General features: G+C 33.2%; 15 protein-coding genes, 2 tRNA genes and 1 pseudogene. 10 read left to right on the top strand and 8 right to left on the bottom strand.

Going from position 1 to position 25,301, the window contains the following annotated elements; all coding sequences use genetic code 11:
* From FLAK523_RS06300 to FLAK523_RS06275, 6 genes are all read left to right on the top strand, one after another.
* The gene (locus FLAK523_RS06300; RefSeq protein ID WP_248907632.1) at positions 1-1,221 is read left to right on the top strand and encodes a folylpolyglutamate synthase/dihydrofolate synthase family protein; all 1,221 of its coding nucleotides are present in this window, start codon (positions 1-3) and stop codon (positions 1,219-1,221) included.
* Positions 1,222-1,293: 72 nt separating this feature from the next.
* A tRNA-Val gene (locus FLAK523_RS06295) sits at positions 1,294-1,371 on the top strand.
* Between the two features lie 33 nt (positions 1,372-1,404).
* A tRNA-Val gene (locus FLAK523_RS06290) sits at positions 1,405-1,479 on the top strand.
* 181 nt (positions 1,480-1,660) lie between these two features.
* Positions 1,661-4,306, top strand: coding sequence for a gliding motility-associated C-terminal domain-containing protein (locus tag FLAK523_RS06285; protein WP_248907631.1), 2,646 nt, complete (start codon positions 1,661-1,663; stop codon positions 4,304-4,306).
* Positions 4,307-4,337: 31 nt separating this feature from the next.
* Positions 4,338-5,264, top strand: a complete 927-nt coding sequence (locus FLAK523_RS06280) for a type IX secretion system membrane protein PorP/SprF (RefSeq protein WP_248907630.1) — start codon at positions 4,338-4,340, stop codon at positions 5,262-5,264.
* 14 nt (positions 5,265-5,278) lie between these two features.
* Positions 5,279-7,408 (top strand): OmpA family protein, encoded by a 2,130-nt coding sequence (locus FLAK523_RS06275; RefSeq protein ID WP_248907629.1) that lies wholly within the window; start codon positions 5,279-5,281, stop codon positions 7,406-7,408.
* Positions 7,409-7,478: 70 nt separating this feature from the next.
* Here FLAK523_RS06275 and FLAK523_RS06270 read toward each other — a convergent pair whose 3' ends face one another.
* The gene (locus tag FLAK523_RS06270; RefSeq protein WP_248907628.1) at positions 7,479-8,060 is read right to left on the bottom strand and encodes a tRNA-(ms[2]io[6]A)-hydroxylase; all 582 of its coding nucleotides are present in this window, start codon (positions 8,058-8,060) and stop codon (positions 7,479-7,481) included.
* 111 nt (positions 8,061-8,171) lie between these two features.
* On the opposite strand from FLAK523_RS06270, the gene FLAK523_RS06265 reads away from it, so the two are divergent.
* Positions 8,172-9,419 carry a glycosyltransferase gene (locus FLAK523_RS06265; protein WP_248907627.1) on the top strand — a complete coding sequence of 416 codons (1,248 nt, stop codon included), beginning with the start codon at positions 8,172-8,174 and terminating at the stop codon, positions 9,417-9,419.
* 71 nt (positions 9,420-9,490) lie between these two features.
* Here FLAK523_RS06265 and FLAK523_RS06260 read toward each other — a convergent pair whose 3' ends face one another.
* From FLAK523_RS06260 to porU, 5 genes are all read right to left on the bottom strand, one after another.
* Positions 9,491-11,113: a pyruvate dehydrogenase complex dihydrolipoamide acetyltransferase gene (locus FLAK523_RS06260; protein WP_248907626.1), complete on the bottom strand. Its 1,623-nt coding sequence runs from the start codon at positions 11,111-11,113 to the stop codon at positions 9,491-9,493.
* Between the two features lie 6 nt (positions 11,114-11,119).
* Complete coding sequence (pdhA, locus tag FLAK523_RS06255) at positions 11,120-12,118, bottom strand: pyruvate dehydrogenase (acetyl-transferring) E1 component subunit alpha (protein ID WP_248907625.1); 999 nt, start codon at positions 12,116-12,118, stop codon at positions 11,120-11,122.
* A 143-nt stretch (positions 12,119-12,261) separates the two neighbouring features.
* Positions 12,262-12,744: a cytidine deaminase gene (gene cdd, locus FLAK523_RS06250; protein ID WP_248907624.1), complete on the bottom strand. Its 483-nt coding sequence runs from the start codon at positions 12,742-12,744 to the stop codon at positions 12,262-12,264.
* A 74-nt stretch (positions 12,745-12,818) separates the two neighbouring features.
* Entirely contained in the window at positions 12,819-13,988 is a 1,170-nt protein-coding gene (gene porV / locus FLAK523_RS06245; RefSeq protein WP_248908056.1) for a type IX secretion system outer membrane channel protein PorV, read from the bottom strand.
* 38 nt (positions 13,989-14,026) lie between these two features.
* The gene (gene porU / locus FLAK523_RS06240) at positions 14,027-17,854 is read right to left on the bottom strand and encodes a type IX secretion system sortase PorU (RefSeq protein ID WP_248907623.1); all 3,828 of its coding nucleotides are present in this window, start codon (positions 17,852-17,854) and stop codon (positions 14,027-14,029) included.
* 195 nt (positions 17,855-18,049) lie between these two features.
* Between porU and gldJ the strand changes: the two genes are divergently transcribed.
* Together gldJ and murF are read left to right on the top strand one after the other, a co-directional pair.
* The gene (gldJ, locus tag FLAK523_RS06235) at positions 18,050-19,729 is read left to right on the top strand and encodes a gliding motility lipoprotein GldJ (protein ID WP_248907622.1); all 1,680 of its coding nucleotides are present in this window, start codon (positions 18,050-18,052) and stop codon (positions 19,727-19,729) included.
* Positions 19,730-19,794: 65 nt separating this feature from the next.
* Positions 19,795-21,078 carry a UDP-N-acetylmuramoyl-tripeptide--D-alanyl-D-alanine ligase gene (murF, locus tag FLAK523_RS06230; protein WP_248907621.1) on the top strand — a complete coding sequence of 428 codons (1,284 nt, stop codon included), beginning with the start codon at positions 19,795-19,797 and terminating at the stop codon, positions 21,076-21,078.
* A 48-nt stretch (positions 21,079-21,126) separates the two neighbouring features.
* Here the strand turns inward: murF and FLAK523_RS06225 are convergent, their stop codons facing one another.
* Both FLAK523_RS06225 and FLAK523_RS06220 read right to left on the bottom strand, forming a co-directional pair.
* Complete coding sequence (locus tag FLAK523_RS06225; protein ID WP_248907620.1) at positions 21,127-21,519, bottom strand: LuxR C-terminal-related transcriptional regulator; 393 nt, start codon at positions 21,517-21,519, stop codon at positions 21,127-21,129.
* A gap of 88 nt (positions 21,520-21,607) precedes the next feature.
* Positions 21,608-21,857: pseudogene (locus FLAK523_RS06220) on the bottom strand (hypothetical protein); the annotation flags it as partial.
* Positions 21,858-22,066: 209 nt separating this feature from the next.
* Here FLAK523_RS06220 and FLAK523_RS06215 point away from each other — a divergent pair.
* Positions 22,067-24,868, top strand: a complete 2,802-nt coding sequence (locus FLAK523_RS06215) for a triple tyrosine motif-containing protein (RefSeq protein WP_248907619.1) — start codon at positions 22,067-22,069, stop codon at positions 24,866-24,868.
* Positions 24,869-25,301: the final 433 nt, after the last annotated feature.

Here is a 25,301-nt window from a genome sequence, read left to right as displayed (position 1 = left end):
ATGAATTATCAAGAAACCATAAACTGGATGTTTAACCAGCTCCCTATGTATCAACTGCAAGGAGCATCAGCTTATAAAAAAGATTTAAGCAACACTCACTTACTCATCAATCATCTTGATAACCCCCAGAAAAACCTAAAATGCATTCATGTAGCAGGAACAAACGGCAAGGGATCTACCTCGCATATGCTTGCTTCCATTCTTCAGGAAGCAGGATATAAAGTTGGATTATACACTTCCCCACATTTGAAAGATTTCAGGGAACGAATAAAAATCAACGGGAGTATGATTTCTGAAGATTTCGTTTGTGATTTTATAAATAAAAACATGAGTTTTTTTGAAAAAACAGAGATGAGTTTTTTTGAAATGAGTGTTGGATTGGCATTCGACTATTTCGCAAAAGAAGAAGTCGACATTGCGGTTATTGAAGTTGGTATGGGAGGACGATTAGACGCCACCAATGTAATAACACCGTTAGTATCCGTAATTACGAATATAGGTATGGATCACGTTCAATTTCTTGGAAATACAATTGAAGCTATAGCGAAAGAAAAAGCTGGAATCATCAAACCCGGAATCCCTGTAGTGATAGGAGAATACACAACAGAATCAAAAGAAGTTTTTTTGACCAAAGCCAAAGAAAATAATTCTGAAATCTTTTTTGCTTCCGATTTAATTTTAGAAACACATCCTTCAGATTTAATTGGAGACTATCAAGCACACAATAAAAAAACGGTTCAACAAACAATCGCTGTCTTAAACGTTCGAAAAGAGTTTAGTATTAGTTTAAATAACATACAAACCGGTTTACTGAAAACGGTAAAAAACACAGGGCTTTTAGGAAGATGGCAACAATTAGGGGAATCTCCAAAAATAATTTGCGATACGGCACACAACAAAAACGGACTGGAGATTGTCTTAAACCAAATACAAAAAGAATCTTTTGACCAGTTACATATCGTATTGGGAGTTGTAAATGATAAAGATCTAGATGAAATTTTACAATTATTCCCTAAAAATGCAATTTATTATTTTTGCAAACCAAATATTTCTCGTGGATTAGAAACAATAATTTTACAAGAAAAAGCAAGAGAACACCAACTAATTGGAGACTCACATTCTTCTGTTGCAATAGCTTACGCCACAGCAAAACAAAACGCAGCAAAACAAGACCTAATATTCATAGGCGGCAGTACTTTTGTAATTGCAGAAATAGTTTAAAAAAGTATTGTAGATAACAAATATAGTACTATATTTGCACCCGAATTAATGTTCAACCCATTAATGATAAAAGGGCGATTAGCTCAGCTGGTTCAGAGCACCTCGTTTACACCGAGGGGGTCGGGGGTTCGAACCCCTCATCGCCCACCACTTTTATCACACATACCTGATACGCAAAATATCGGGCGATTAGCTCAGCTGGTTCAGAGCACCTCGTTTACACCGAGGGGGTCGGGGGTTCGAACCCCTCATCGCCCACAAAAAACTCCTTAAGAAATTAAGGAGTTTTTTTTATGTCTTATATTTTCCCACAACATCTAGACTTGAACCTTTATATATTTAAAAGGATTTTTTTTAAATATTTTCCTATGATTTTTTACCTAAAGCAATTTATTTAACTAATTTTAGTTTATTTTTGATTAAAATTAAAGAAATATTTATGGTTTTAAAATTACTTTTCGCGCCAAAGGATTACTTTTTACATTTTATTATTATCATTGTAATGTTTTTCTCTAAAACAAATATTAATGCACAATGTGCAGGGAATAATAATAGTTTAACAGTTTGTAACATTACAGATTCCAGTAGTCAATCCATAAATCTTTTTAATCAATTATTAGGATCTCCTGTGGCAGGAGGAACTTGGAAAGATGACCTTTTTTCTGGAGGTTTAAACCAAACTACAGGAATATTAAACGCTCAACTTATTAATAAAAGTGGTGTTTACACATACACCTATACTGTTAACGATGGTAGCGGATGTATAAATTCTGCTACTGTAACTGTTACAGTAGGAGGTTATTCAGGAGTGTCCAGTCCTAATGTTTCGGCATGTAGTGATGATTCAAGTTTTAATTTATTTCAGGGCTTTAACGGAAATTTCTTAGGACCGCAAATTAACGGTGTTTGGTCTGATAATAATGGGACAGGGGCACTAAATGGCGGTCTTCTTAATGCTAAAGTTGCTGGATTGGGGACATATTCTTTTACCTATACTATGCCCGCAATAGGAACTTGTCCTGCACAATCTTCTACCGTTAATGTAACTATATTTAGAGCTCCGGAACCAGGAACAGCTGTTCCTTTGCTATTATGTAGTTCTGATGATTTGTCTTTGTATAGTGATTTAGATTTGAATAGTAGATTGAGCGGAGCAGATTCTGGTGGTTTATGGACAGAAACCGGTACTGTTGAATTATCCAGTCCATTTGATTCTAGGGTAAATGTTCAGAACTTGTATAATACTTTTGGTGCAGGTGCTTATAGTTTTACCTATTCTGTTTTACCCAATAATCCTATTTGTAATATTAAAAAAGCAACGGTAACGATCATCATTGAAGATCTACTCGATTTTACTGGCGCTACACTTGAGGTAAACTCTGATATTTGTGAAGAAGAAATTGCTACGGCAACCTATAGTGCGGTTCTCACACAAGTAAATCAACTTACCCAGAATATACCAAATGGTACATATGATGTGACTTATACTGTTTCAGGGGTAGCGGGTTCGATTACAACAACTTCCAGCTTTATCAACGGTGTTTTTAATTTTGATATTAATCGAGTTCTTTTTCCAAAAGTAGGTAAATATTCGATAAACATAACAAGGATTGTAAATAATGCAAGTTTAGGTATTTGCACCAATATAATTGGCACAATTAAAGATGATTTAAATGTTAACCCTTTACCGAAAATTAATACCGCAACACTAACCATTAATCCTGTTTGTAAAGGTTCTAGTGCGACGGTCGGAATTTCTGGTAACACTAATTTATCCAACAGTAATTATAATATTGTCTATAATTTGTCAGGAAGTAATTTGGCTGTGGCTCAACAAGCAGTTTTTACAGTTAGTGGTGGTTTGGCTAATTTTGTTGTTCCAGCTAGTTTAATTCCAAATATTGGGAATACTACAATCCTAATTACAAAAATCACAAATCTAATTACAGGGTGTACTAATACTACAACTGCAACTCAAAGTTTTGTCATAAAACCATTAACTGATCTTCCTAATTTAAAGATTGAGGTTAAAGATATTTGTAAAACTCAACCTGCAACTGTAACGTTTTCAGGATTAGGAATCTTGACAAATATAACTTTAAATTATGATCTTACCGGAGCAAATACTGCTGTTAATCAATCTTTGGTGTTGCCGGTTAGCTCTGGGAATGCCAGTTATGTTATTCCGGCTAATTTACTTGTCAATATAGGCGTTACGTCGTTATTAATTACAGGTATTATTGATAATGGTGGTGGTTGTGTAGCCACGATAACCAATGGAACTAAAAATTTTACAATTAATGCAATTCCAAATGTACCAATAACGAAAAATGAAATATTTTGTAAAAACGATAAAAAAACAATTGCCAATTTAACTCCACAAGGGTCGCAATACCAATGGTTCAATTCGGCAGCAAGTACAGCAGTATTAACTAGTAGTACTCTTTTAGTTTCGGGGGATTATTATGTAAAAGAAGTCAATACCGTTACTGGATGTGAATCTGGAAGAGTACTGGCTGTCGTTGTGATAAATGAGCAGCAGTCGCCAACATTAATCCAAGGGGGGCAAAATTTCTGTGGATTGGATAAACCTACTTTGCTTGATTTGTCCTCAAATACGACTTCAAACGGCACATTATCCTGGTTTGATGCTCCTGTGAATGGAAATCAAGTGGCTGAAAATACATTGCTTAAAGATGCTCATACTTACTATGGTTTTTATTTTTCAAGAGCTACGAATTGTTACTCGGATGCTTTTGCGGTAACCGTATCCCTTACTAATTGTAATGTGCCTCCTGGATTTTTTATTCCTGACGGATTTTCTCCAAACGGAGATGGGGTAAATGACACTTTCCGAATTCCAGATATTGAATTTATATACCCAAATTATTCTTTGGAAATTTACAACAGATACGGAAATCTAATGTTTGATGGCAATAGATTTAAATCAGAATGGGATGGGAAAAATTCCGATTTTAATATTGGGATAGATGGACTTTCGCCAAACGGGGTTTATTTTTATATTATCAATTTTAATAAAGCGAACAAATCACCTTATCAAGGGCGCCTCTATTTAAATCGATAAATGCTCATCATTACCTAAAACTAAATTTTATATGAAAAAAACAATACTGATTGTAAGTTTTTTATTTGTTATAATAAATGCCTCAGCTCAACAAGACCCGCAATACACCCAATATATGTATAACATGAATGTGGTCAATCCTGCTTATGCAACAGGAGAACAATCCATACTAGATGTAGGGATGTTATATAGAACGCAATGGGTTGGTGCGACAGGAGCTCCAAAAACAATGACTCTGTTTGGGCACCTTCCTGTAAATAAAAAAGTTGAATTGGGATTTTCCCTGATTTCTGATGATATTGGGGATGGAGCCAAAAAAGAAAACAACTTTTTTGCAGATTTTGCATACGTGCTTCAACTTAATAATAATCACAAGCTTTCTTTAGGATTAAAAGCAGGAATATCTTCCCTGCAAACCAATTTTAATGGGTTTAAGTTTGAGAGTACTTCGCCGGATTTCGCATTTGAAAACAGAGATTTTATTAAGCCAAATGTTGGAATAGGCGCTTATTATTTTACAGATGACTATTATGTTGGATTATCAGCGCCCAATCTTCTTAATTCGAAACATATTGAAAAGCGTTCTGGAATTAGTGACTATGGTTCAGAAAATATCCATGCTTTTTTAACCGGTGGTTACGTGTTCACGTTATCTGATTCCTTCAGATTCAAACCTGCATTTATGTCGAAATTTGTGAAAGGAGCACCGGTAACTTTAGACCTTTCTGCCAATGTGCTATATAATGATAAATTTGAATTTGGTGCATCCTATAGATTTGGTGATGCAGTAAGTGCTTTGATGAATGTAAAGGCAACTCCAAACATTAGAATAGGATATGCGTATGATTATACCATTTCTAATTTAGGACAGTTTAATTCCGGTACGCATGAAATTTTTGTTTTGTTTAATTTAGATTTATTAAGCAAAGGATATGACAAATCACCAAGATTCTTTTAAAATATATAAAAAACATGAAAAGAGTATTCATAATCATAATTGTATTTTCAGTACAACTTATAAATGCCCAAACGCAAGATTTGCAAAGGGCCAAACGCTTTTTTGAAAGAACTTATTACAGCGATGCAATCCCTTTGTATGAAAATATTATTCAGGAAAATCATTCTGTTACAGTATTAAAAAACTTAGCAGATTGTTATTATTATACGAATGATTACGCAAATGCCCAAAGGCAGTACCGCAGTTTGATTTCAAGATTCAGTAACGATTTGGAAGAAGAATATTATTTTAGATATTCTCAAACATTGAAGGCAACGGGTAATTATGATGAGGCAAATACAGTTATGCGTAATTATCTCATTAGTTCAAATAACAGACAGGAGCTGATGAATTTCGAAAAAGGTAATTCTACACTTGAAAACGTGTCGGCAATTGGAGCAAGATTTGAATTGAAAAATCTAGCCATAAATACTGCAAATTCAGAATTTGGGGCGGTGCAACAAGGACAAAACCTGGTTTTTTCAGGCGTGAAAAAGAAGACAGGTTTATTTGATAAAATTTACAAATGGAACAATGAACAATATCTTGATTTAGTCTCGATACCATTAGAAAATTCGAATTCGAATGATTCTGTAGTAAATTATTTTTCTAAACAAATAAACACATCCATGCATGAGGCAAATGTTGTTTTTACAAAAGATGGAAAAACTATTTATTTCACCAGAAACAATTACAAAAAGGGGAGAAGAGGTAAAAACAAGGATAAAATTTCAAATCTACAAATTTTTAAAGCTGAATTTGTGGATAATAAATGGACGAATATTACATCACTTCCATTTAATAGTGATGATTATTCGGTTGAACATCCTGCATTGAGTTATGACGAAAAAACCTTGTATTTCGCATCAGATATGCCAGGTACATTGGGTTCATTTGATATCTTCAGTGTGACTATTAATGGGGCGGATTATGGGACTCCCGAAAATTTAGGTGATGCGATAAACACGAACAAAAAAGAACAATTTCCCTTTGTGTCAAAAGATAACAAATTGTATTTCTCTTCCAATGGGCATGCAGGATATGGATCATTAGATGTCTTTGTGACTGAAATACAAGCCAATACTTTTTCTGAACCATCCAATGTAGGGCTTCCGGTAAATTCCGGTTATGATGATTTTTCTTTTAACATTGATTCGGATACAAAACTAGGATATTTTGCATCTAATAGAGTGGGCGGAAAGGGTAATGATGATATTTACAAACTAAAGGAAACGAAACCTTTATTAATAGAAGATTGTAAGCAATTAATTATTGGAGTTATTACTGATGTAGATTCAAAACTGCCTTTAGAAAATGCTTTTGTCAGCCTGCAAAATGCAGATAAAGTTGAAATTCAAAAAATTGTGACTACACAAGACGGAAAGTTCAGTTTTACCGTTGCCTGTGAATCAGTCTATTCAGTTTTTGCTGCAAAAGAAGATTATACAAAAGATTCAAAATCATTTAACCTCAGGAAAGAAAGAGATCGTGTTAATGATGCGTCTATGGCTTTAAAATCAATGACAACAATCAGAAACGAAGAAGAATTAGCCCTTCAGAAGAAAAAAAGCGAGGAATTGGCTTTGCTTGAGCAAAAGAAAAAAGAGGAACTGGCTTTGATTGAAAAGGAGAAACAGGACAAACTAATTGCTGCTAAAAATGAAATTGAGGCTGCTAAAATCAAGAAAAAAGAGAAGGTTGACCGTATTGTAGCAGCGGAAAAAGATGTTGTAAAAGTCAAAAATCAATTGGTCATAAAAACAGATCCGATTTATTTTGATTATGATTTGTGGTACATTCGTAAAGAATCAAAACCAATCTTAAATCGCGTTATTGAACTTATGAAAAAATATCCTGAAATGGTTGTTGAGATTGGTTCGCATACTGATAATAGAGGGAATGGTAAGTACAATATGAATCTTTCTTCAAACAGAGCACAATCAACAAGAGAATATTTCATAAATCAAGGTGTTCCTGAAAAAAGAATTTTCGCAAAAGGATATGGGGAAACCGTTCAGATCATAAAATGTGAACCAAGTGAATCTTGTATTGAAGAGCAACATGAATTAAATAGAAGAAGTGAATTTGTAATTAAAAGTTTATAAGTTTCAGTTTTAATACAGAAAAGGGATGTTTTAAAGACATCCCTTTTTTTATGAACAGTATTTAAGATTATTATCCGTGGATTGTTTCTTGTTTTCCGTAGTTGGTGATTATTGATGTTTCAAAATCAATCCATTCTTTCCAACGTTTATCTACGTCTATATTATCTGTGTATTTACGGGCAAAACCTAAAAAAGTAGTATAATGACCCGCTTCGGAGACCATTAAGTCACGGTAAAATTTGGCTAATACGGGATCTTTTATGTTTTCGGACAATACTTTGAATCTTTCGCAACTTCTCGCTTCTATCATAGCTGAAAACAGTAAACGATCGCATAAGGCGTCTTTTCTACTTCCATCTTTTTTCATAAACTTAAAAAGTTCATTTACATAATGGTCTTTTCGTTCACGTCCTAAAGTTAAACCTTTACTTTTTATAAGATCATGTACCATTTGCAGGTGTTCGAGTTCTTCTCTTGCAATAATCAATAGTTCAGTAACTAGTTCTTCCAGTTCAGAATTATACGTGATAAGGCTTATTGCATTTGAAGCTGCTTTTTGCTCACACCATGCATGATCTGTCAAAATCTCTTCTATGTTTGATTCTACTATATTTACCCAGCGTGGGTCTGTTGCTAATTTTAATCCTAACATTTGATTTTAGTTTTAGTACTGCAAAATTAAGAATTTATGTTTGATTTTTTCAAGAAATCAATGGAATGACATTTTAATAGCATTATTTTGCATTTATAATAATATATAAATATGAATTCTTCTAATTCGCTTTTAATACTTGGGTTTGTTTGGCCTGAACCTAACTCCTCTGCTGCAGGTACAAGAATGATACAATTAATTTCTTTATTTAAGAATAAAGGATTTGAAGTTACTTTTGCGAGCCCGGCATTAGACAGTGAGTTCATGATTAATCTCAAAGATATAGGAGTCAATAAATGTACAATAGCTTTAAACTGTTCTAGTTTTGATTCTTTTGTAAGAGACCTGAATCCTACAGTAGTTTTATTTGACAGGTTTATGATGGAGGAACAATTTGGCTGGAGAGTTGCTGATATATGTCCAAATGCATTACGTCTATTAGATACCGAAGACTTACATTGTTTGCGTTTAGCTCGTCAAAATGCTTTTAAGAATAATCGAGTGTTTGAAGAATCTGATTTATTAAGTGAGGATGTTGCCAAACGTGAAATAGCAAGCATATTGCGTTGTGATTTATCATTGATGATTTCTAAATATGAAATCGATTTATTAGAAAGGGTTTTTAAAATTGACAATTCATTGCTTTATTACTTACCTTTTTTATTGGATTCCATAAATTCTGATACACTTTATAATCTTCCTTTATTCGAAGAAAGAAATAATTTTATATTTATAGGTAATTTTCTTCACGAACCTAATTGGAACGCGGTTCAATATTTAAAAGAAACTATTTGGCCATTAATTAAGAAACGTTATCCAGAAGGAGTTTTACACATCTATGGCGCATACCCTTCTCAGAAAGTGTTACAATTACATCAGCCTAAAGAAGGTTTTTATATAATGGGACGTGCTATAGATGCAAATCAAGTAGTTAAAGAGGCTCGTGTTGTTTTGGCGCCCTTACGATTTGGAGCTGGCCTTAAAGGGAAATTAGTAGAAGCGATGTTATGTGGAACACCTAGTGTAACTACAACTATAGGAGCTGAGTCAATGCACGCCGATTTGCATTGGAATGGCTTTGTACACGATAATCCTCAGGAATTTGCTGAATCCGCTATTGAGTTGTATCAAAATAAAATACTTTGGAGTGATATGCAATCAAAAGGTATTGCTATTATAAACGAATGTTATTCAAAAAATATATTTGCCTTGGATTTTATGGATTCGATTTTTGATTTACTAAAGAATTTAAAACAACATCGAAGTAATAATTTTTTTGGTGGATTACTTCAACATCATACCATAAGAAGTACTAAGTATATGTCTAAATGGATAGAAGAAAAGAATAAAATCAGATAATTTTTTTCGAAATAAAAAATCCCGAACTGAAAATTATCAATTCGGGATTTTTTAATTATTATAAATGAAAATTACGCCAGCATAGTAACTGGGTTTTCAATATATTGTTTCAAAGTTTGTAAAAACTGTGCTCCAGTCGCTCCGTCAATAGTTCTATGATCGCAAGCTAAAGACAACATCATTGTATTACCCACAACGATTTGGCCGTTTTTAACAACTGGTTTTTCAACAATTGCACCTACTGATAAGATCGCTGAATTTGGTTGGTTTATTATCGAATTGAATTCTGTAATTCCAAACATACCAAGGTTAGAAACAGTAAATGTACTTCCTTCCATTTCTGAAGGCAATAATTTCTTGTTTTTAGCTCTTCCTGCAAGGTCTCTAACATTTCCACCAATTTGTGATAAACTCATAGTGTCTGTAAATTTTAATACTGGAACTACAAGGCCATCTTCAACAGCTACAGCTACTCCGATATTTACATGATGATTGATTGTAATAGCATCTTCTTTCCACTGTGAGTTAATTTTCAAGTGTTTTTTCAATGCCATAGCACAAGCTTTAATAACCATATCATTGAATGATACTTTCGTATCTGGAACGGTATTTATTATTGCTCTTGATTTCATTGCTTCATCCATTCCAACTTCTATAGTTAAATTGTAATGAGGTGCTGTAAATAAAGATTCAGCTAAACGTTTTGCTATGATTTTACGCATTTGCGAATTCTTGATTTCTTCAGAGTATACTTCTCCAACAGGAACAAAAACTTTTGGTGCAGGTGCGTTTGTTTTTTCAACCACTGCTGCTACCGTCTGAGGAGCAGGAGCACTTGTAACAGCACTTGGAGTGAAATTTTCTATATCGCTTTTTATGATACGTCCATTTTCGCCAGATCCTTTTACTTGAGAAAGATTAACTCCTTTGTCAGAAGCAATTTTCTTTGCTAAAGGAGAAGCTAATATTCTTTTTCCATCCGTAGAAATTGTAACTGCTTCAACTGTATTTTCTACTGAAGTAGTTTTTGATTCTTCTGTTTTTGGTGCAACAGTAGAACCTCCAATTTTAAAATTACCAGCAATTCCAGAAATGTCAGTTCCTTCAGGTCCTATTATTGCTAATAAGCTGTCAATAGGGGCGGCATTTCCTTCTTCAATTCCTATGTATAATAAAGTTCCTTCGTTGAAAGACTCAAATTCCATTGTTGCTTTGTCGGTTTCAATTTCAGCAAGAATATCTCCTTCACTTACTTTGTCTCCTACTTTTTTTAACCAAGTAGCAACTGTTCCTTCTGTCATTGTATCACTCAATCGAGGCATAGTTACCACTACAACTCCATTTGGAAGTGACGCGGATAGAGTTGAAGTTTCATTTTTGTCTTCAATAACAGTTTCTTCTTTTACAGCTTCAGCGATTGTAGCTGCGCCAGACAATAGTGCTGAAATATCTTCACCTTCATTACCAATAATAGCTAATAAAGAGTCTACAGGAGCAGTTTCACCCGCAGGTATACCAATGTGTAAAAGTGTACCTTCATTGAAAGATTCAAATTCCATTGTTGCTTTGTCAGTTTCAATTTCCGCAAGGATATCACCCTCGACGATTTTGTCCCCTACATTTTTAAGCCAAGTTGCTACCGTTCCTTCCGTCATAGTATCGCTCAAACGAGGCATTGTTATAATTGTTGCCATAATTGATTATAATTTATGAGGTATAAATGGATAGTTTTCTTGGTCGTATACTACATCGTATAATTGTTGAATTTCAGGGTAAGGAGATTCTTCGGCAAATGTCACACATTCTTCAACTAAATCTTTTACTCTTTTATCAATAACTTCAATTTCTTCTGCTGTAGCGTAATTTTTATCTTTTATCACATCTAAAACTTGAGTGATTGGATCTATTTTTTTGTATTCTTCAACTTCATCCTTTGTACGGTATAGTTGAGCGTCAGACATAGAGTGACCTCTATAACGATACGTTTTCATTTCAAGGAAGGTAGGTCCGTCACCACGACGAGCTCTTTCGATAGCTTCAGTCATTGCTTCAGCAACTTTAATAGGGTTCATTCCATCAACAGGTCCACAAGGCATTTCGTACCCTAAACCTAGTTTCCAGATATCTGTATGGTTAGCAGTTCTTTCTACAGAAGTACCCATTGCGTATCCATTATTTTCAACAATAAAAACAACAGGAAGTTTCCATAACATTGCCATATTAAAAGCTTCATGTAAAGAACCTTGTCTTGCTGCACCATCACCAAAATAGGTCATTGTAACACCACCAGTTTCAAAATATTTATCAGCAAAAGCTAAACCTGCTCCTACAGGGATTTGACCTCCTACGATTCCATGTCCACCATAAAAACGGTGTTCCTTAGAAAAAATATGCATAGATCCACCCATACCTTTAGAAGTTCCTGTTACTTTACCTAGAAGTTCAGCCATAACTCGTCTTGGGTCAACACCCATTCCGATAGGTTGTACGTGATTTCTATACGCAGTAATCATTTTGTCCTTTGTCAAATCCATAGCGTGTAATGCACCTGCAAGTACAGCTTCTTGACCATTGTATAAGTGTAAAAATCCTCTAACTTTTTGTTGTATGTACAGTGCTGCTAGTTTGTCTTCAAACTTTCTCCAAAGAAGCATGTCTTCATACCACTTTAAATAAACCTCTTTTGTAACTTCTTTCATCTCAAATGTTCTTTTGCTAAAGTTTTTATTGTTTAATCAATTAGTACCTATAACGCAAAATAGTTTCCTCCCACAATTTGCGAATCGCAAAAATAAGACATTCCAAGTAAGAAGTAAAATTTAAACGCTAATTTTTAGGTATTTTACAAGAAGTTTTTGTCAAACATAAAAGGCAATAGGTTTTTAAGAGAGTCTGATTTATAAATCGCCCCTAATTCTCCCATAAAATAAATCTCTATTGGGACGTCCTGTCTCGTTTCATATTCAGCAATAGATTGTCTACACGCGCCACAAGGTGGGATTGGAGATTTTGTTGTATTAGTATCTGAAGCTGCTGTAATTGCCATTTTTAAAATCTTGGCTTCAGGGTAAATTGCACCTGCATAAAATATAGCAACACGTTCCGCACAAAGTCCGGATGGGTAGGCAGCATTTTCTTGGTTAGAGCCTAAAACTATTTCCCCATTATCTAAAAGTAAAGCTGTCCCTACCCTGAAATTAGAATAAGGAGCATAAGCTTTTTTTCTAACATCAACAGCTTGTTCCATCAGGTTTTGGATGTCAAGTGGTAAATCAGGAATCGTGTCGTAAACTGAGAATTTGCTTGTAATAGATATTTCTTTCATGATTTTTTAAGGAAAAAAAATCCAAATTCTTATTTCAAGAATTTGGATTTTTATAATTAGTTTGTTTTCAGGTTTTAGTATTGCTCATACTTATCTCCAAAGTTGAACGTAAGAGAAAAACGTAAGGTGTTTTCTAGAGGACTTTTAACCCTAGAAGTAGAGAATAAATAAGAAACGTCAACTTTGACTACGTTGTATTTGAAACCTGCACCAAGCGAGAAAAATTTCCTGGCTCCTTTTAAATCATTTTCGTGGAAATAACCCATACGCATTGCAAATGAATCTTGGTACAAGTATTCTGCTCCAAGAGAATAAGTAACTTCTTTTAGTTCTTCACTAAAACCATCTGGTGCATCACCAAATGACTTAAAGATTCCAGAAACCCAGCCAATGGATCTGTAGTTGTCAAAATTTTGTGCTCTTTCAGCTGTAGAAATTGTTCCATCACCATTTAAATCTGGATTTTGAGGTGTAGGGACAAGTAATTTATTTAATTCTAGATTTATTCCAAGTTTATTATACTCATCAAATATAAAATCAAATCCAGTTCCAATTTTTAAATTAGCGGGTAAAAAGTTTGTGCTGAATTCATCATTGTCATAACTGATTTTAGGTCCTAAATTTTGAATATTAAAACCGGCTCTCCATCTACCATTAAATTCACTATAAGCGATTTCCTCTGATTGATAAAAACCAGCAACATCGATCGCAAATGAATTTGCTGCGGAAGCATCATTATTTACATCTGCTACTTTTAGACTAGAGCGAATATATCTTCCAGCAACTGCCATAGAGAATTTTTCACTTAGTTTTAAAGAATAAGATAAGTCTAATGCGAGTTCGTTAGGCGAAACTATTCTTGGTTCATCAAATGAATTTTCTCTTAACTCAATCTCTCCAAACCCAAAATATCGTAAACTCCCTGCGAAAGCACTACGGTCACTTATTTTATTAAAATAGGTCAATTGAGCTAATGATATATCATTGGCTAATTCTATTAAGTAAGGCGTGTAGCTTATTGAAAAGCCTTGCTTGTCCGTTGAAAACGCATACTTTGCTGGATTCCATTGCTGTGAAAAAGCATCAGCAGCCGTTGCGACACCTTGATCAGCCATTCCTGCTGCTCTAGCATCTGCGGATACTAATAAAAATGGTACTCCTGTAGTTATAACTCTATTGTTTTCTTGTGCGTTTACAAAAGTAACGGCAAATAAACACGTTAAAAGTGGTATTATTTTTCTCATTATTACTGTGAAATTCATTGGACAAATATAGTATTTTATTAAAGTATTACAAGTTTTTCAAACTTTTCTGTCTTTTTATTACTTAAAGCCGATTTGACAGTCAGTTTATAAATATAAACGCCTTTCCCTATTTTGTTGCCAAAATCATCTTTGCCGTCCCAACTGATGTCTTTGGATAAAAATCCGTCCGTTGTAATGATTTGATTTCTTGTCCAAACCACTTTTCCGGCAATAGTAAAAACCTGAATCTGTACTTGCAATGGCTCGAAAGGTCTGTTATGTGTAAACCAAAATTCCGTGTAATTGACAAATGGATTGGGGTAATTCAACACATGTGACAGTGTTATATTTTCGTTACCAACAACTACAAATTGAATATCAATTGTAATAGGATTATTGTAAACATCCCAAGCTTTAAAAGTTATAGTATGTAAACCAACAGATAAATTACGCAATGGAAAACGAAGACTCCCTTTTGTGTAATCATCTAGTTGCGTTTGATAATAATCATTTAATATAAACGGATTGTTTACGTCTCCGTCTAGGATGGCCACAATATCATGTCCAATTCCGCTTGCGGTATTTATCCCGTTTTCATCTTCGAGAAAGGCCAGCAGGAATGGAGATTCATTAGTAATGCCTCCGGAGACAAAAGTCTCGTCATTCATATATAACTTCACTTTTGGACTAATATTGTCTGCAACGGCATTTTCATTTATCCCTCCAATTTTTATACTTGTGTCATAACCTGTTTTACTGTCCAGGAATTGTCCTTTTTTTGCGTAAAAACTAATTTTCCCATTAGCTAATGGTATACGGATATCTCGGGGAACTACAAAACTAAATTCAAACTGACCATTTGTAACTGATGCATTACCTCTAAAAATAGTTTCTCCCAGGGTATTGAAAGTTATTGGCGGACTATTTCCGTCATTATTATTTGTTGCCCTTTGAATTATTTTATCGAAAATTGTAGTAGAAATTTCCCCATTGTAATTAGTAAGTACTATGTTGTTCTCATCAGTTACTTCCCCTGTTATTTTCATGTGTGCCAATGATTTAAAATCATCAAATGGCTGGGTTACGGAAACGTCATTTACCTTTGTAAGCTTTACATTTGGTTTAGGTATTGCTAGCATTAATGCTGGGTCGCCTATATAGGACACTACATTGGTCGATGAATTTGGATTGTTGTTTTTAGATATCCTTAATACTTCCGCAATAGAATTGTATTGGTTTGAACCAAAAGCAAAAAGATTTTTTGATAAATTATCATTGAAATTTTCAGCGCTAAATTGACCAATTGCTCTGGTGGTTGTGATCATTGAAATTGCACCGCCTTTTGGGTTCCAATAAGTGTACTCTCCTGCAGTAGGCCTTGATGGGTTGTCAAAACGAGAGAATTCACATGTTATAGTTATAAACAAGGGATACCTATATTGATTACTTAATTTTTGACCGTCTGCTTTTTCCCAAATACGTTCTGCGCTTAGCCCATCTTCTCCTCCATGTCCTAAATAGTTAAATACCAAGGCTCCTTTTTCGAAAGCATTGAACAGATCGGCTCTTGCTTTTGGATATCTAAATCCTCCGGCAGACGCTTCTTGAGCGTATGAATCTAATATTATTTTACTTGCGTTCAAAAAAGGCTTATCGGCACTAATGATATCCGCGAGGTTGTTTTGCCTTGTTTGCAGACTCACATCTGAAGGCTTGTCAGAATCGTCACTAATCATTACAAAATTATTTCTCCAGTTTCCATAAGATTTTATGTCATGGTATTCAATAACTTTATCAACCATTTCATCTGCTTGCTTAGCATTGTTGACTAACATTCTTCCTACAGCAATATCTATTCCTCCAAAAAACGTAGTGATATTCCCTTCATTTGCATCCATTAATCCGAAAAAGTCATCAGAAGAAAAAGAAGCCTCTCCAGTTGACTTACTATGTAACGCATGGTAAATTGGGACTATATTATTATTGTTTGAAATTCTGTTTTTATAGTCGAAAGATGCGTCTCCGAATAGATTTATATATTTGATTCTTTTTAAGGGCGTAGAAGCATTATTATAAATGTATTTAATGCAGTTTCTAATTGCTGCAATGTCCTGTTTCCCAGATGAAAATTCCAGATATATGGATTCAAGAGTTATTACTTTTACCGTTAAATTTGAATTCATTCGATGGAAATTTGCCAGTTTCTCTGCTTGTTGTGATAAAATAGCGGGACTGATAATAACATAATCTATGTCTTCAAATTGGCCTTGAGCGTTTTTGAAAAGCGTTCCTTTTAAGTTCTGGTTAATAATTCTGGATTGACTTTCTTTTTTAGGAGTGTAATAATCAGACGCGTCAAGGGCTATGTATTTTCTAATTTCACCCAGATTAGCACTAAAAGAAAAAGTATCTTGTTTTGAATTTTCGATTTTGCTAACATTGAACAAGTCAGTAACATCCCATATTTGGGAAATACCGCTTGCGTTTGAAATGCTATAATTCACAACTCCTAAATTTGAATTGGATAAATCGTATTGAAAATGAAATTGTTTACCGTATCCTTGAAGTTTTCTTTTTGCTATAAGCTCAATATAGTCCAGAAACCCTTTTGAACCAGGGACTCCATTATTGTTGTAATTTAGTTTTAATTTTATATTTTCAGAGGCATTGAAACTGGTGTTGTTAAGGAGGTTTCCGGTGTTGAATTCGGTGTCTGAACTTGTGTTAAGGGCAGGGAAAGTGATATTTCCAATTTCCTGGCCATTTGCTGCTATTTTAAATGAGGTAGAGGTGTAGGCGGCTGACGCGGCAGTCGTTTTGATTTTTATAGGAGTCGAAGTGTCGATATTTGGAAAATTAAAAGAGAATTCCTGCTCCTGATTGAAATCAAAAATTTCTCCAAACCATTGACGGCCTAAATGCGCAATGTTTACAAGATCTTTTTCGTGAAATTGATGCTCGTCAAAGGTATTCAAAGTCAAAGTTGCGTTTCCTGCAGGCAGTGTCATCTCTAAAATTCTTTTTCCGTATTCACCCTGGGTGGTAATATAATAATAAGATTTTGTATCATATAAATTATTGAAAGTTTTGCTTTCATCATTCCAAGTGTCCACTCCTTCTGCGTAAAATAAGATATAATCCTCGTTATCAAAACTACCGTCGTTCTCCCCTACTATTTGAATTGCATTTTCTGTTAGATCTGATGGGTAATAAATACTATTTAATAGAGGGAGCATTTTGCCTCCATTTCCAAAGATTTTTATTGTATTGGGATTGACATTGTTTAAATTAATGCCTAGTTGTTGTAAAAAAGATTTTGAAATTTTGTAAACCCCGGATTTTTCCACGTAAAACTTATACCATTCTCCAGAGGCCAAAACTGAATTAGATAAGACGAAAGTTGATTTGTCAGTATACTGTTTACTTGTGCTATTATTTATTGAGTAATAAAATGATTTTATTTTTAAAAAACTTGATGCCCCTTTTATAATAGGAGAAAGAATTATAAAATTCTGCTTTTCTTCTCTAGATTCAACAATTTTAAGTGTTGCGGATATCGAGGTTGGAATTTTGTCTAAGTCTAAATCACCTAACTGATTTTTTGAAATAGTTTCGTAAGTTATATTGTAAACATCTAGATTATTTTCGTTATAAGTACCAGAATCAGATAATTTTACAGATAAAAAAATAGACTTATTTGCAGGATCGTAAGAGAAAATATTTCCGGAAAACTGAGGCGTATTTACCTTATAGCTCCCAAAAGAAATTTCTGTTTTTTCAATCCAGTCAATAGTCACCTCCCCCTTTGTCTGGGAATGTGAAATAAATGAAATTAGGAATAAATTATACAAAAGTAACTTTCTCATTGTTTATTATGCATTAATAGAACTAGTAAAAATATATCATTTATTATGAAATTAAATAATAAAAAGTATAAATTTGCGTTTGCTTTATATGATTCTTGTTATATAAGCCATATGCATATAATTATTGCAAAATGGCTTTGCGTGTTAACTGTTAATTATTATATTGCGTCACCAAAATGTTACCTACAAAATAGTATGAAAGTAAACAAATTTAAGACCTTACAATTGATGATATCAATGATATTGATTGTTGGTTTATCGGGTTGTAGTAAAAAATCGAGCTCAAAAAGCGCTTCAAGAGCTACTGGGTGGAATGTGGACAGTAAAAAAGCTTCCAGTAGTAAAAAACAAGTAGCAGGACCAGGATTGGTTTTTGTTGAAGGTGGAACTTTTACTATGGGTAAAGTACAGGATGATGTTATGCATGACTGGAATAATACTCCAACACAACAGCATGTACAGTCCTTTTATATGGATGAAACAGAAGTAACTAATTTTATGTATTTAGAATATTTAGATTGGTTGAAAAAAGTTTTTCCTCCAACTGAAGAAATTTACAAGAATATTTATGAAGGGGCTTCGCCAGATACTTTAGTTTGGAGAAACAGATTAGGATATAACGAAACGATGACAAATAATTACTTAAGACACCCTTCTTATGCTAATTACCCTGTTGTAGGTGTTAACTGGATGCAAGCAGTTGAATTTAGTAAATGGAGAACTGAACGTGTAAACGAAGCAATTCTTGAAAAAAACGGTTATCTTAAAAAGAATGCTAAAACACAGGATGTTTCTGCAGAAAGTACTTTTAATACTGAAACTTATTTGAATGCCCCTACAATGACCTATGGAGGAAATGAAGAAATAGTTTTGAAAAAAGGGGATAAGAAAAATCCTAAAGCGGGTAAAAACGGAAATGTCTCAGAGCAAAAAAATGTTTACGCACAACGTTCATCAGGAATTGTTTTACCTGAATACAGACTTCCTACAGAAGCTGAATGGGAGTATGCTGCAGCTGCTGACGTTGGACAAAGAGAATACAATATTTATAAAGGACAAAAAAAATACCCTTGGTCAGGAAGTTATACTCGTTCTGGGAAAAGGCAGTCAAAAGGAGATCAATTGGCTAACTTTAAACAAGGAAATGGAGATTATGGAGGAATAGCTGGTTGGTCTGATGACGGTGCCGATATTACTCAAGTAGTTAAATATTATCCAGCAAACGATTTTGGTTTGTATGATATGGCTGGAAATGTAGCAGAATGGGTTGCCGATGTTTACAGACCTATTATTGATAATGAGTGGAATGATTTCAATTACTTTAGAGGGAATCAGTACACTAAAAATGAAATAGGAAAAGATGGTAAGGTTGTCATAGTTACAAAAGACAATATGAAGTATGACACATTGAGTAACGGTAAAGTTATGGCTAGGAATTTCCCTGGACAAATTTCTCAAGTTCCTGTTGATGAAAACGAGACTTATTTAAGACAGAATTTCGACAAAAGTGACAATATTAATTATAGAGATGGAGACAAACAGTCTTCTAGATATTATAATTTTGGTTCATCTGAGTCTGAAACTGGTAAGGAAAAAGATGAAAGAAAAATGTATAATTCTCCAAAACATAATGTTTCTACAGATAGTTTAGGGAAAATGGTTCGTCAATATGACAAATCAAGCAAAAGAACAACTCTAATAAACAATGAAGTCAGAGTTTATAAAGGCGGTTCTTGGAGAGACAGAGCTTATTGGTTAGATCCTGCTCAAAGAAGATATTTCCCTCAAGATATGGCGACAGATTACATTGGATTTAGATGTGCAATGTCTAGAGTTGGTCCAAAAGCTGAAAAAAGAAAATCTGCAAGAAATTAAAATAATTTATACAATAGTTATAAAAAAGCCCTTTGATTAGGGCTTTTTTTTTAAATCTTTTTTAAATGGATATTACTTACATTCATAGTTTGTTTTTAAAATGCAAATCGGTTTCAATAGATACTCGTAAAATTGAGCGTGATTCTCTTTTTGTCTCAATAAAAGGAGATCGTTTTGACGCCAATACTTTCGCTAATGAAGCTCTTGAGAAAGGCGCTTCTTATGTGATTATAGACAATGCGGAATATTATATTGATGACAGAACTATTATAGTAAAGGATAGCTTAGTTGCATTACAGGAATTAGCACAATTTCACAGAGAATATTTAAAAATCCCAATAATTGCACTTACAGGAAGTAATGGTAAGACGACAACCAAAGAATTGATAAATGCGGTACTTTCAAAAAAGTATAATACAAAAGCAACAGTTGGAAATCTAAACAATCATATTGGAGTTCCTTTAACATTGTTGTCTTTCAATTCAGATACAGAAATTGGTATTGTCGAGATGGGAGCTAATCATAAAAAGGAAATTAAATTTCTGTGTGAGTTAGCAAAGCCAGATTTTGGGTATATAACTAATTTTGGAAAGGCGCATTTGGAAGGTTTTGGTGGCGTAGAAGGTGTCATCCAGGGGAAAAGCGAAATGTATGATTACCTTTTTCAAAATGAGAAGTTGGTTTTTATAAATCTGGACGATCCTATCCAAGTAGAAAAAACTAAAAAAATCAAAAGCTATTCATTCGGGAGTAATGGTCCTAACGCTGATGTGAACATAATAAATGTAAAGGCTGACCCTTTCGTTCAAATAAGTTATTCCACTCAATCTATAACATCCCATTTAATTGGGTTGTATAATGCTAATAATATTAATGCAGCAATAACCATAGGTACTTATTTCAAGGTAAAAGATTCTGACATAAAAGAAGCTATTGAGAACTATATCCCTGAGAATAATAGATCCCAACTTTTATTAAAAGGCACAAATGAAATAATTCTGGATGCATATAATGCTAATCCTAGTAGTATGGAAGTTGCTATCGTTAATTTTGTTCAACTTGACAAAGTTAATAAAATAGTAGTATTAGGAGATATGTTTGAATTAGGCAACGAAAGTATTGTGGAACATAAAAGAATCGTTGATTCGCTCTTAAATGTGGATCAAATCGAATGTTTCTTTATTGGAAAAGATTTCTGTTATAATAGAATAGAAAAATTTAATTTTCACTTTTATGAAACCTTTGAGGATTTTTCGAATGATATAAAAGTTAATCAATTTGAAAACAAATCAATTTTGATAAAAGGATCCAGAGGAATGGCTTTAGAGCGAACTTTAGATTTTATATAAAACATTTAAAAAGAACGGCCGTCATTAAAATGATGGCCGTTCTTTTTGTTATATACTCATAATAAAACTTATTAAATTTTCTTTGTTATTAAGGTTTAATTTTTTTCGTAATCGATACCTTGCCAGTTCAACACCTCCACTCGAAATATTCATGGTTTCGGCAATTTCTTTGGTAGACATATTCATTAATAAATAAGTAGATAGGTCCATCTCTCTTGGTGAAATTGCAGGATGTTTTTCTTTTAATCTTTTAAGAAAATCAAAATGGACATTTTTAATGTGTTTTTCTAATTCTTTCCAACTCTTATCTGAATTTACTTCTTTGGTTATGCTTTTATTCAATTTAACAAATTGAGTTTTTGTTGTCTCATCAAATGATTCAGCATTGATATCCTTAATTTTTTGAATAATACCATTAAGTATTTTATTTTTCTTAGCCACTTGTAGGGTGTTAGAAACAAGTTCTTTGTCTTTTGCTAATATTTGAACTTGAAGTTTGACGTTTTTTATTTTTCGATTTCCTTTTCAAGTTCATATTGTTCTTGTTTAATCGCCCAAGTAGTTGTCTTGCATAGGAATTCAAGCTCTTCATGTAGCGTCTCTGTCCTTCGGTATACAAGGTATCAAATACCAAACAGGTTTTCCCGAACCAGAAAATCCGGTAATAACAACTAGTTTGTTTCTGCGATTCACGACATCCACACTCTTCAAATGTGAACTTCTGCTCGTTTAATTATCATGTTTTTCTTTGGGTATATCTTGGAAAAGTTAACTTGCATAAAAAATATTGTGCTTCTATAAAAGTAATTAATTTTCATCGGAGAAGAGAGGTTGAACATGTCGCAAATTTTAGTTATCATTGCCTTTTATTATATAAAAATTGTTTCAGATTACTATTTTTATGATCGAATAGTTATTATATAATTTTTTGACAAAAAATATTTTATATATATTTTAAGCATTACAATAAATTAATACCATTCCTCACATGAAAAGCAAATTTTGTATTGCACTCCTTTTGATATGTTCTTGTGTTTTTTCTCAGGATCTACCTCCAATTGTAAAATATGCCCCATCCACCTATGGAGCAGGAAATCAAAATTGGATGATTTCGCAAGACAAAAATCATTACCTTTTCTTTGCAAACAATGAAGGTCTATTAGAATTTAATGGATCAAATTGGGAATTGTATCCATCGCCAAACGAAACAATATTACGTTCCGTAAAAGTGATTGGTAATAAAGTGTATACTGGTGGTTACATGGAATTTGGTTACTGGTCAAGACAAAGAGATGGGAAGCTAAAATATGTATCCCTAAGTAAAACTATTATAAAAAGCATTCTTGATGATGAGCAGTTCTGGAATATATTAAACTATGATCAATGGGTGATTTTTCAGTCTTTGGACAGAATATATATATATGATACTAAAACTGGGCATTTTAAGATAATTGCGCCAAAGAATAAAATTACCAAATCGTTCAGTACTAAAAATTCGATATACTTTCAAACAATCAATGAAGGTCTTTTTGAAATAGAAAGTGGAAAAGCAAGATTGGTTTCTAATAATCAAATTTTAAGAAACAATAAAATTGTTAATGTTTTTGCCACAGACGAAGGATTATTGATTCAAACACTACTTAATGGTTTATACAGGTTGAACGGAACAAATTTATCTAAATTTGTAACTGAAGCTGATTCGAAAATGATGGCCAATATTGTTTATAGCAGTCTTCTACTATCCGATGGTAGTTATGTTATTGGTACCGTTTCTAATGGGATTTTTATTTTGACGACTGAAGGAAGGATTAAACATCATATTTCGCAAAACAAAGGATTGAGTAATAATACTGCTTTGTCCTTGTTTGAAGATGCAGATAAAAATCTTTGGGTGGGATTAGATAATGGTGTTAATTGTATTAACCTTCAATCGCCTATTAAAAATTTTGTTGATGATACGGGAATTTTAGGGACAGTTTATACTTCTAAACTTTATAATGGGAAATTATATATAGGAACTAATCAAGGATTGTTTTATAAAGATTATCAGAGTAAGGGAGAGTTTAAATTTATAAATGGGACTAAAGGACAAGTTTGGTCCCTATTTGAATACGATGGAACATTGTTCTGTGGGCACGATTCGGGAACATTTACTATTGAAAATGGTTCTGCAAAGAATATATTTTCAAAATCAGGAACTTGGAAATTTGAAACAGTTCCTAATCAAAAAGGGCTTTTGCTGCAAGGGAATTACTATGGAATTTCGGTATTGGAGAAAGTGAACAATCAATGGCGTTTCAGGAATAAATTAGCAGGATTTGATTATTCAGTGCGATATTTCGAAATTACAGATGCTTTAGAAGCGTATGTAAGTCATGAATATAAAGGAGTTTTTAGGTTGCAGTTGGATAATAAGTTACTTAAAATAAAATCATTTACTGAATATGAACAACCAAAAAAAGGAAAAAATGCTGGCTTAAAGAAATTCAACAATACAATTTATTACGCTTATAAAGACGGGGTTTTCAAATTAAACAACAAAACAAAGCTATTTGAAAAGGATGATGTTTTGAGTTCGGTTTTTGAAAAAGATGAATATACATCAGGTAAATTGATTGTCGACCATTCGAATAAAATATGGTTGTTTTCTAAAAACTATATTAATTATTTCTCATTGAGTAAATTAAGTAATAAGCTGAAGCAGAATGTAATCCCTATTCCGGCTTCCTTGACTAATTCAATGTCTGGCTTTGAAAATATAGAACAGATTTCAAATAACGATTATCTAATAGGAACCACTGACGGTTATTATACTATTAATATTAACGATTTAAGTTTTAATAACTATAAGGTTGCCATTTCAAATATTGTTACAAATAAGTTGAATGAAAATTTAAAAAACAGTAGCATTCAGGAAGAAGGGAACTTTAAATATGATGAGAACAATATAACTTTCAACTACACGGTTCCCGAATATAATAAATACATCAATGTTGAATATCAGTATTTACTAGAAGGATTTCAAGATAATTGGAGTGAATGGAGTACAAGGACTGTTGTGAATTTTAAAAATTTGCCTTCAGGGAAGTACGTGTTTAAAGTTAGAGCCAAATTTGCCAATTCTTTACTAGAGAATACTGCCATATATTCTTTCACGGTTCTTAAGCCATGGTATAGGACCAGTATGGCATTATTTTTTTATTTAATAATTAGTATTGTTTTGGCACGGATTATCCATAAAGCGTATAAGAGTTATTACCAAAAGAAAGAAGATAAGTTAATTGAGGAAAATAATCGTTTGTTGGAAATCAAAGAGCTTGAAAATGGACATGAAATAATGAGAGTTAGAAATGAACAGCTTTCACTTGACGTTGATATAAAAAGTAGAGAATTAGCTATTACTGCAATGAGTTTGAACAATAAAAATGAATTGTTGGCTTTTATAAAAGATGACTTGAAGAAAACGGATGATGATAAAAATAAAAGCCTTAGATCTGTTATATCTACAATTAATAAGAATATTACAGGAAATGATTCTTGGAGTGTTTTTAAAGAAGCTTTTGAAAATACGGATAAAGATTTTTTGAAAAAAATAAAATCATCGCATCCATTATTAACGCCAAGTGATTTGAAGCTTTGCGCTTTCCTTAGATTAAATCTTTCTTCCAAAGAAATAGCTCCTTTATTGAATATTTCGGTACGCAGTGTAGAGATAAAAAGATATCGTTTACGTAAAAAAATGGATTTGTCGCATGAAGAAGGACTTGTAGAGTATATCTTGGCTGTATAAATTTACTTGGTGTTGCCGCTGTTGTTTAACATATGCTAAGAATTAAAAAAAAGGTTAACTAATAATTATTTTATTAGTTAACCTTTTTTTTGTTACTAGTTGTGTTCGTTTTATTTACAAAAAGCCGTGGGTAATAAATTAGATAACGGTTCTAATTGTGTCTATTGCAGCAGAAGAAGTGGGAAAGGGAGAGTCAAACAACCTTTTTAAAAAGTTGACCTGCAGGAGTAAGGAATTGAAGGAGCAGGGAAAGATTTTTTAAGGAAGTCAAATTGCTATAGCAGCTGTTCAGGGATTTCGGGGTGGGCAATTTTAAACACAAACAATATTGACTTGGGTCAAACATGTTACAGGGGATGTACTTATTAGTGTTTTAAAGTTTTCTCCAAATTAACAGCTCATTTAGTTGCTATTTCTGTTTGCAGTGTAGGGG

The organism is Flavobacterium sp. K5-23 (assembly GCF_023278045.1).
Classification (GTDB): domain Bacteria; phylum Bacteroidota; class Bacteroidia; order Flavobacteriales; family Flavobacteriaceae; genus Flavobacterium.
Note: the sequence above shows the minus strand (reverse complement) of the source record. Positions and strands in the feature narration are given on the sequence as shown.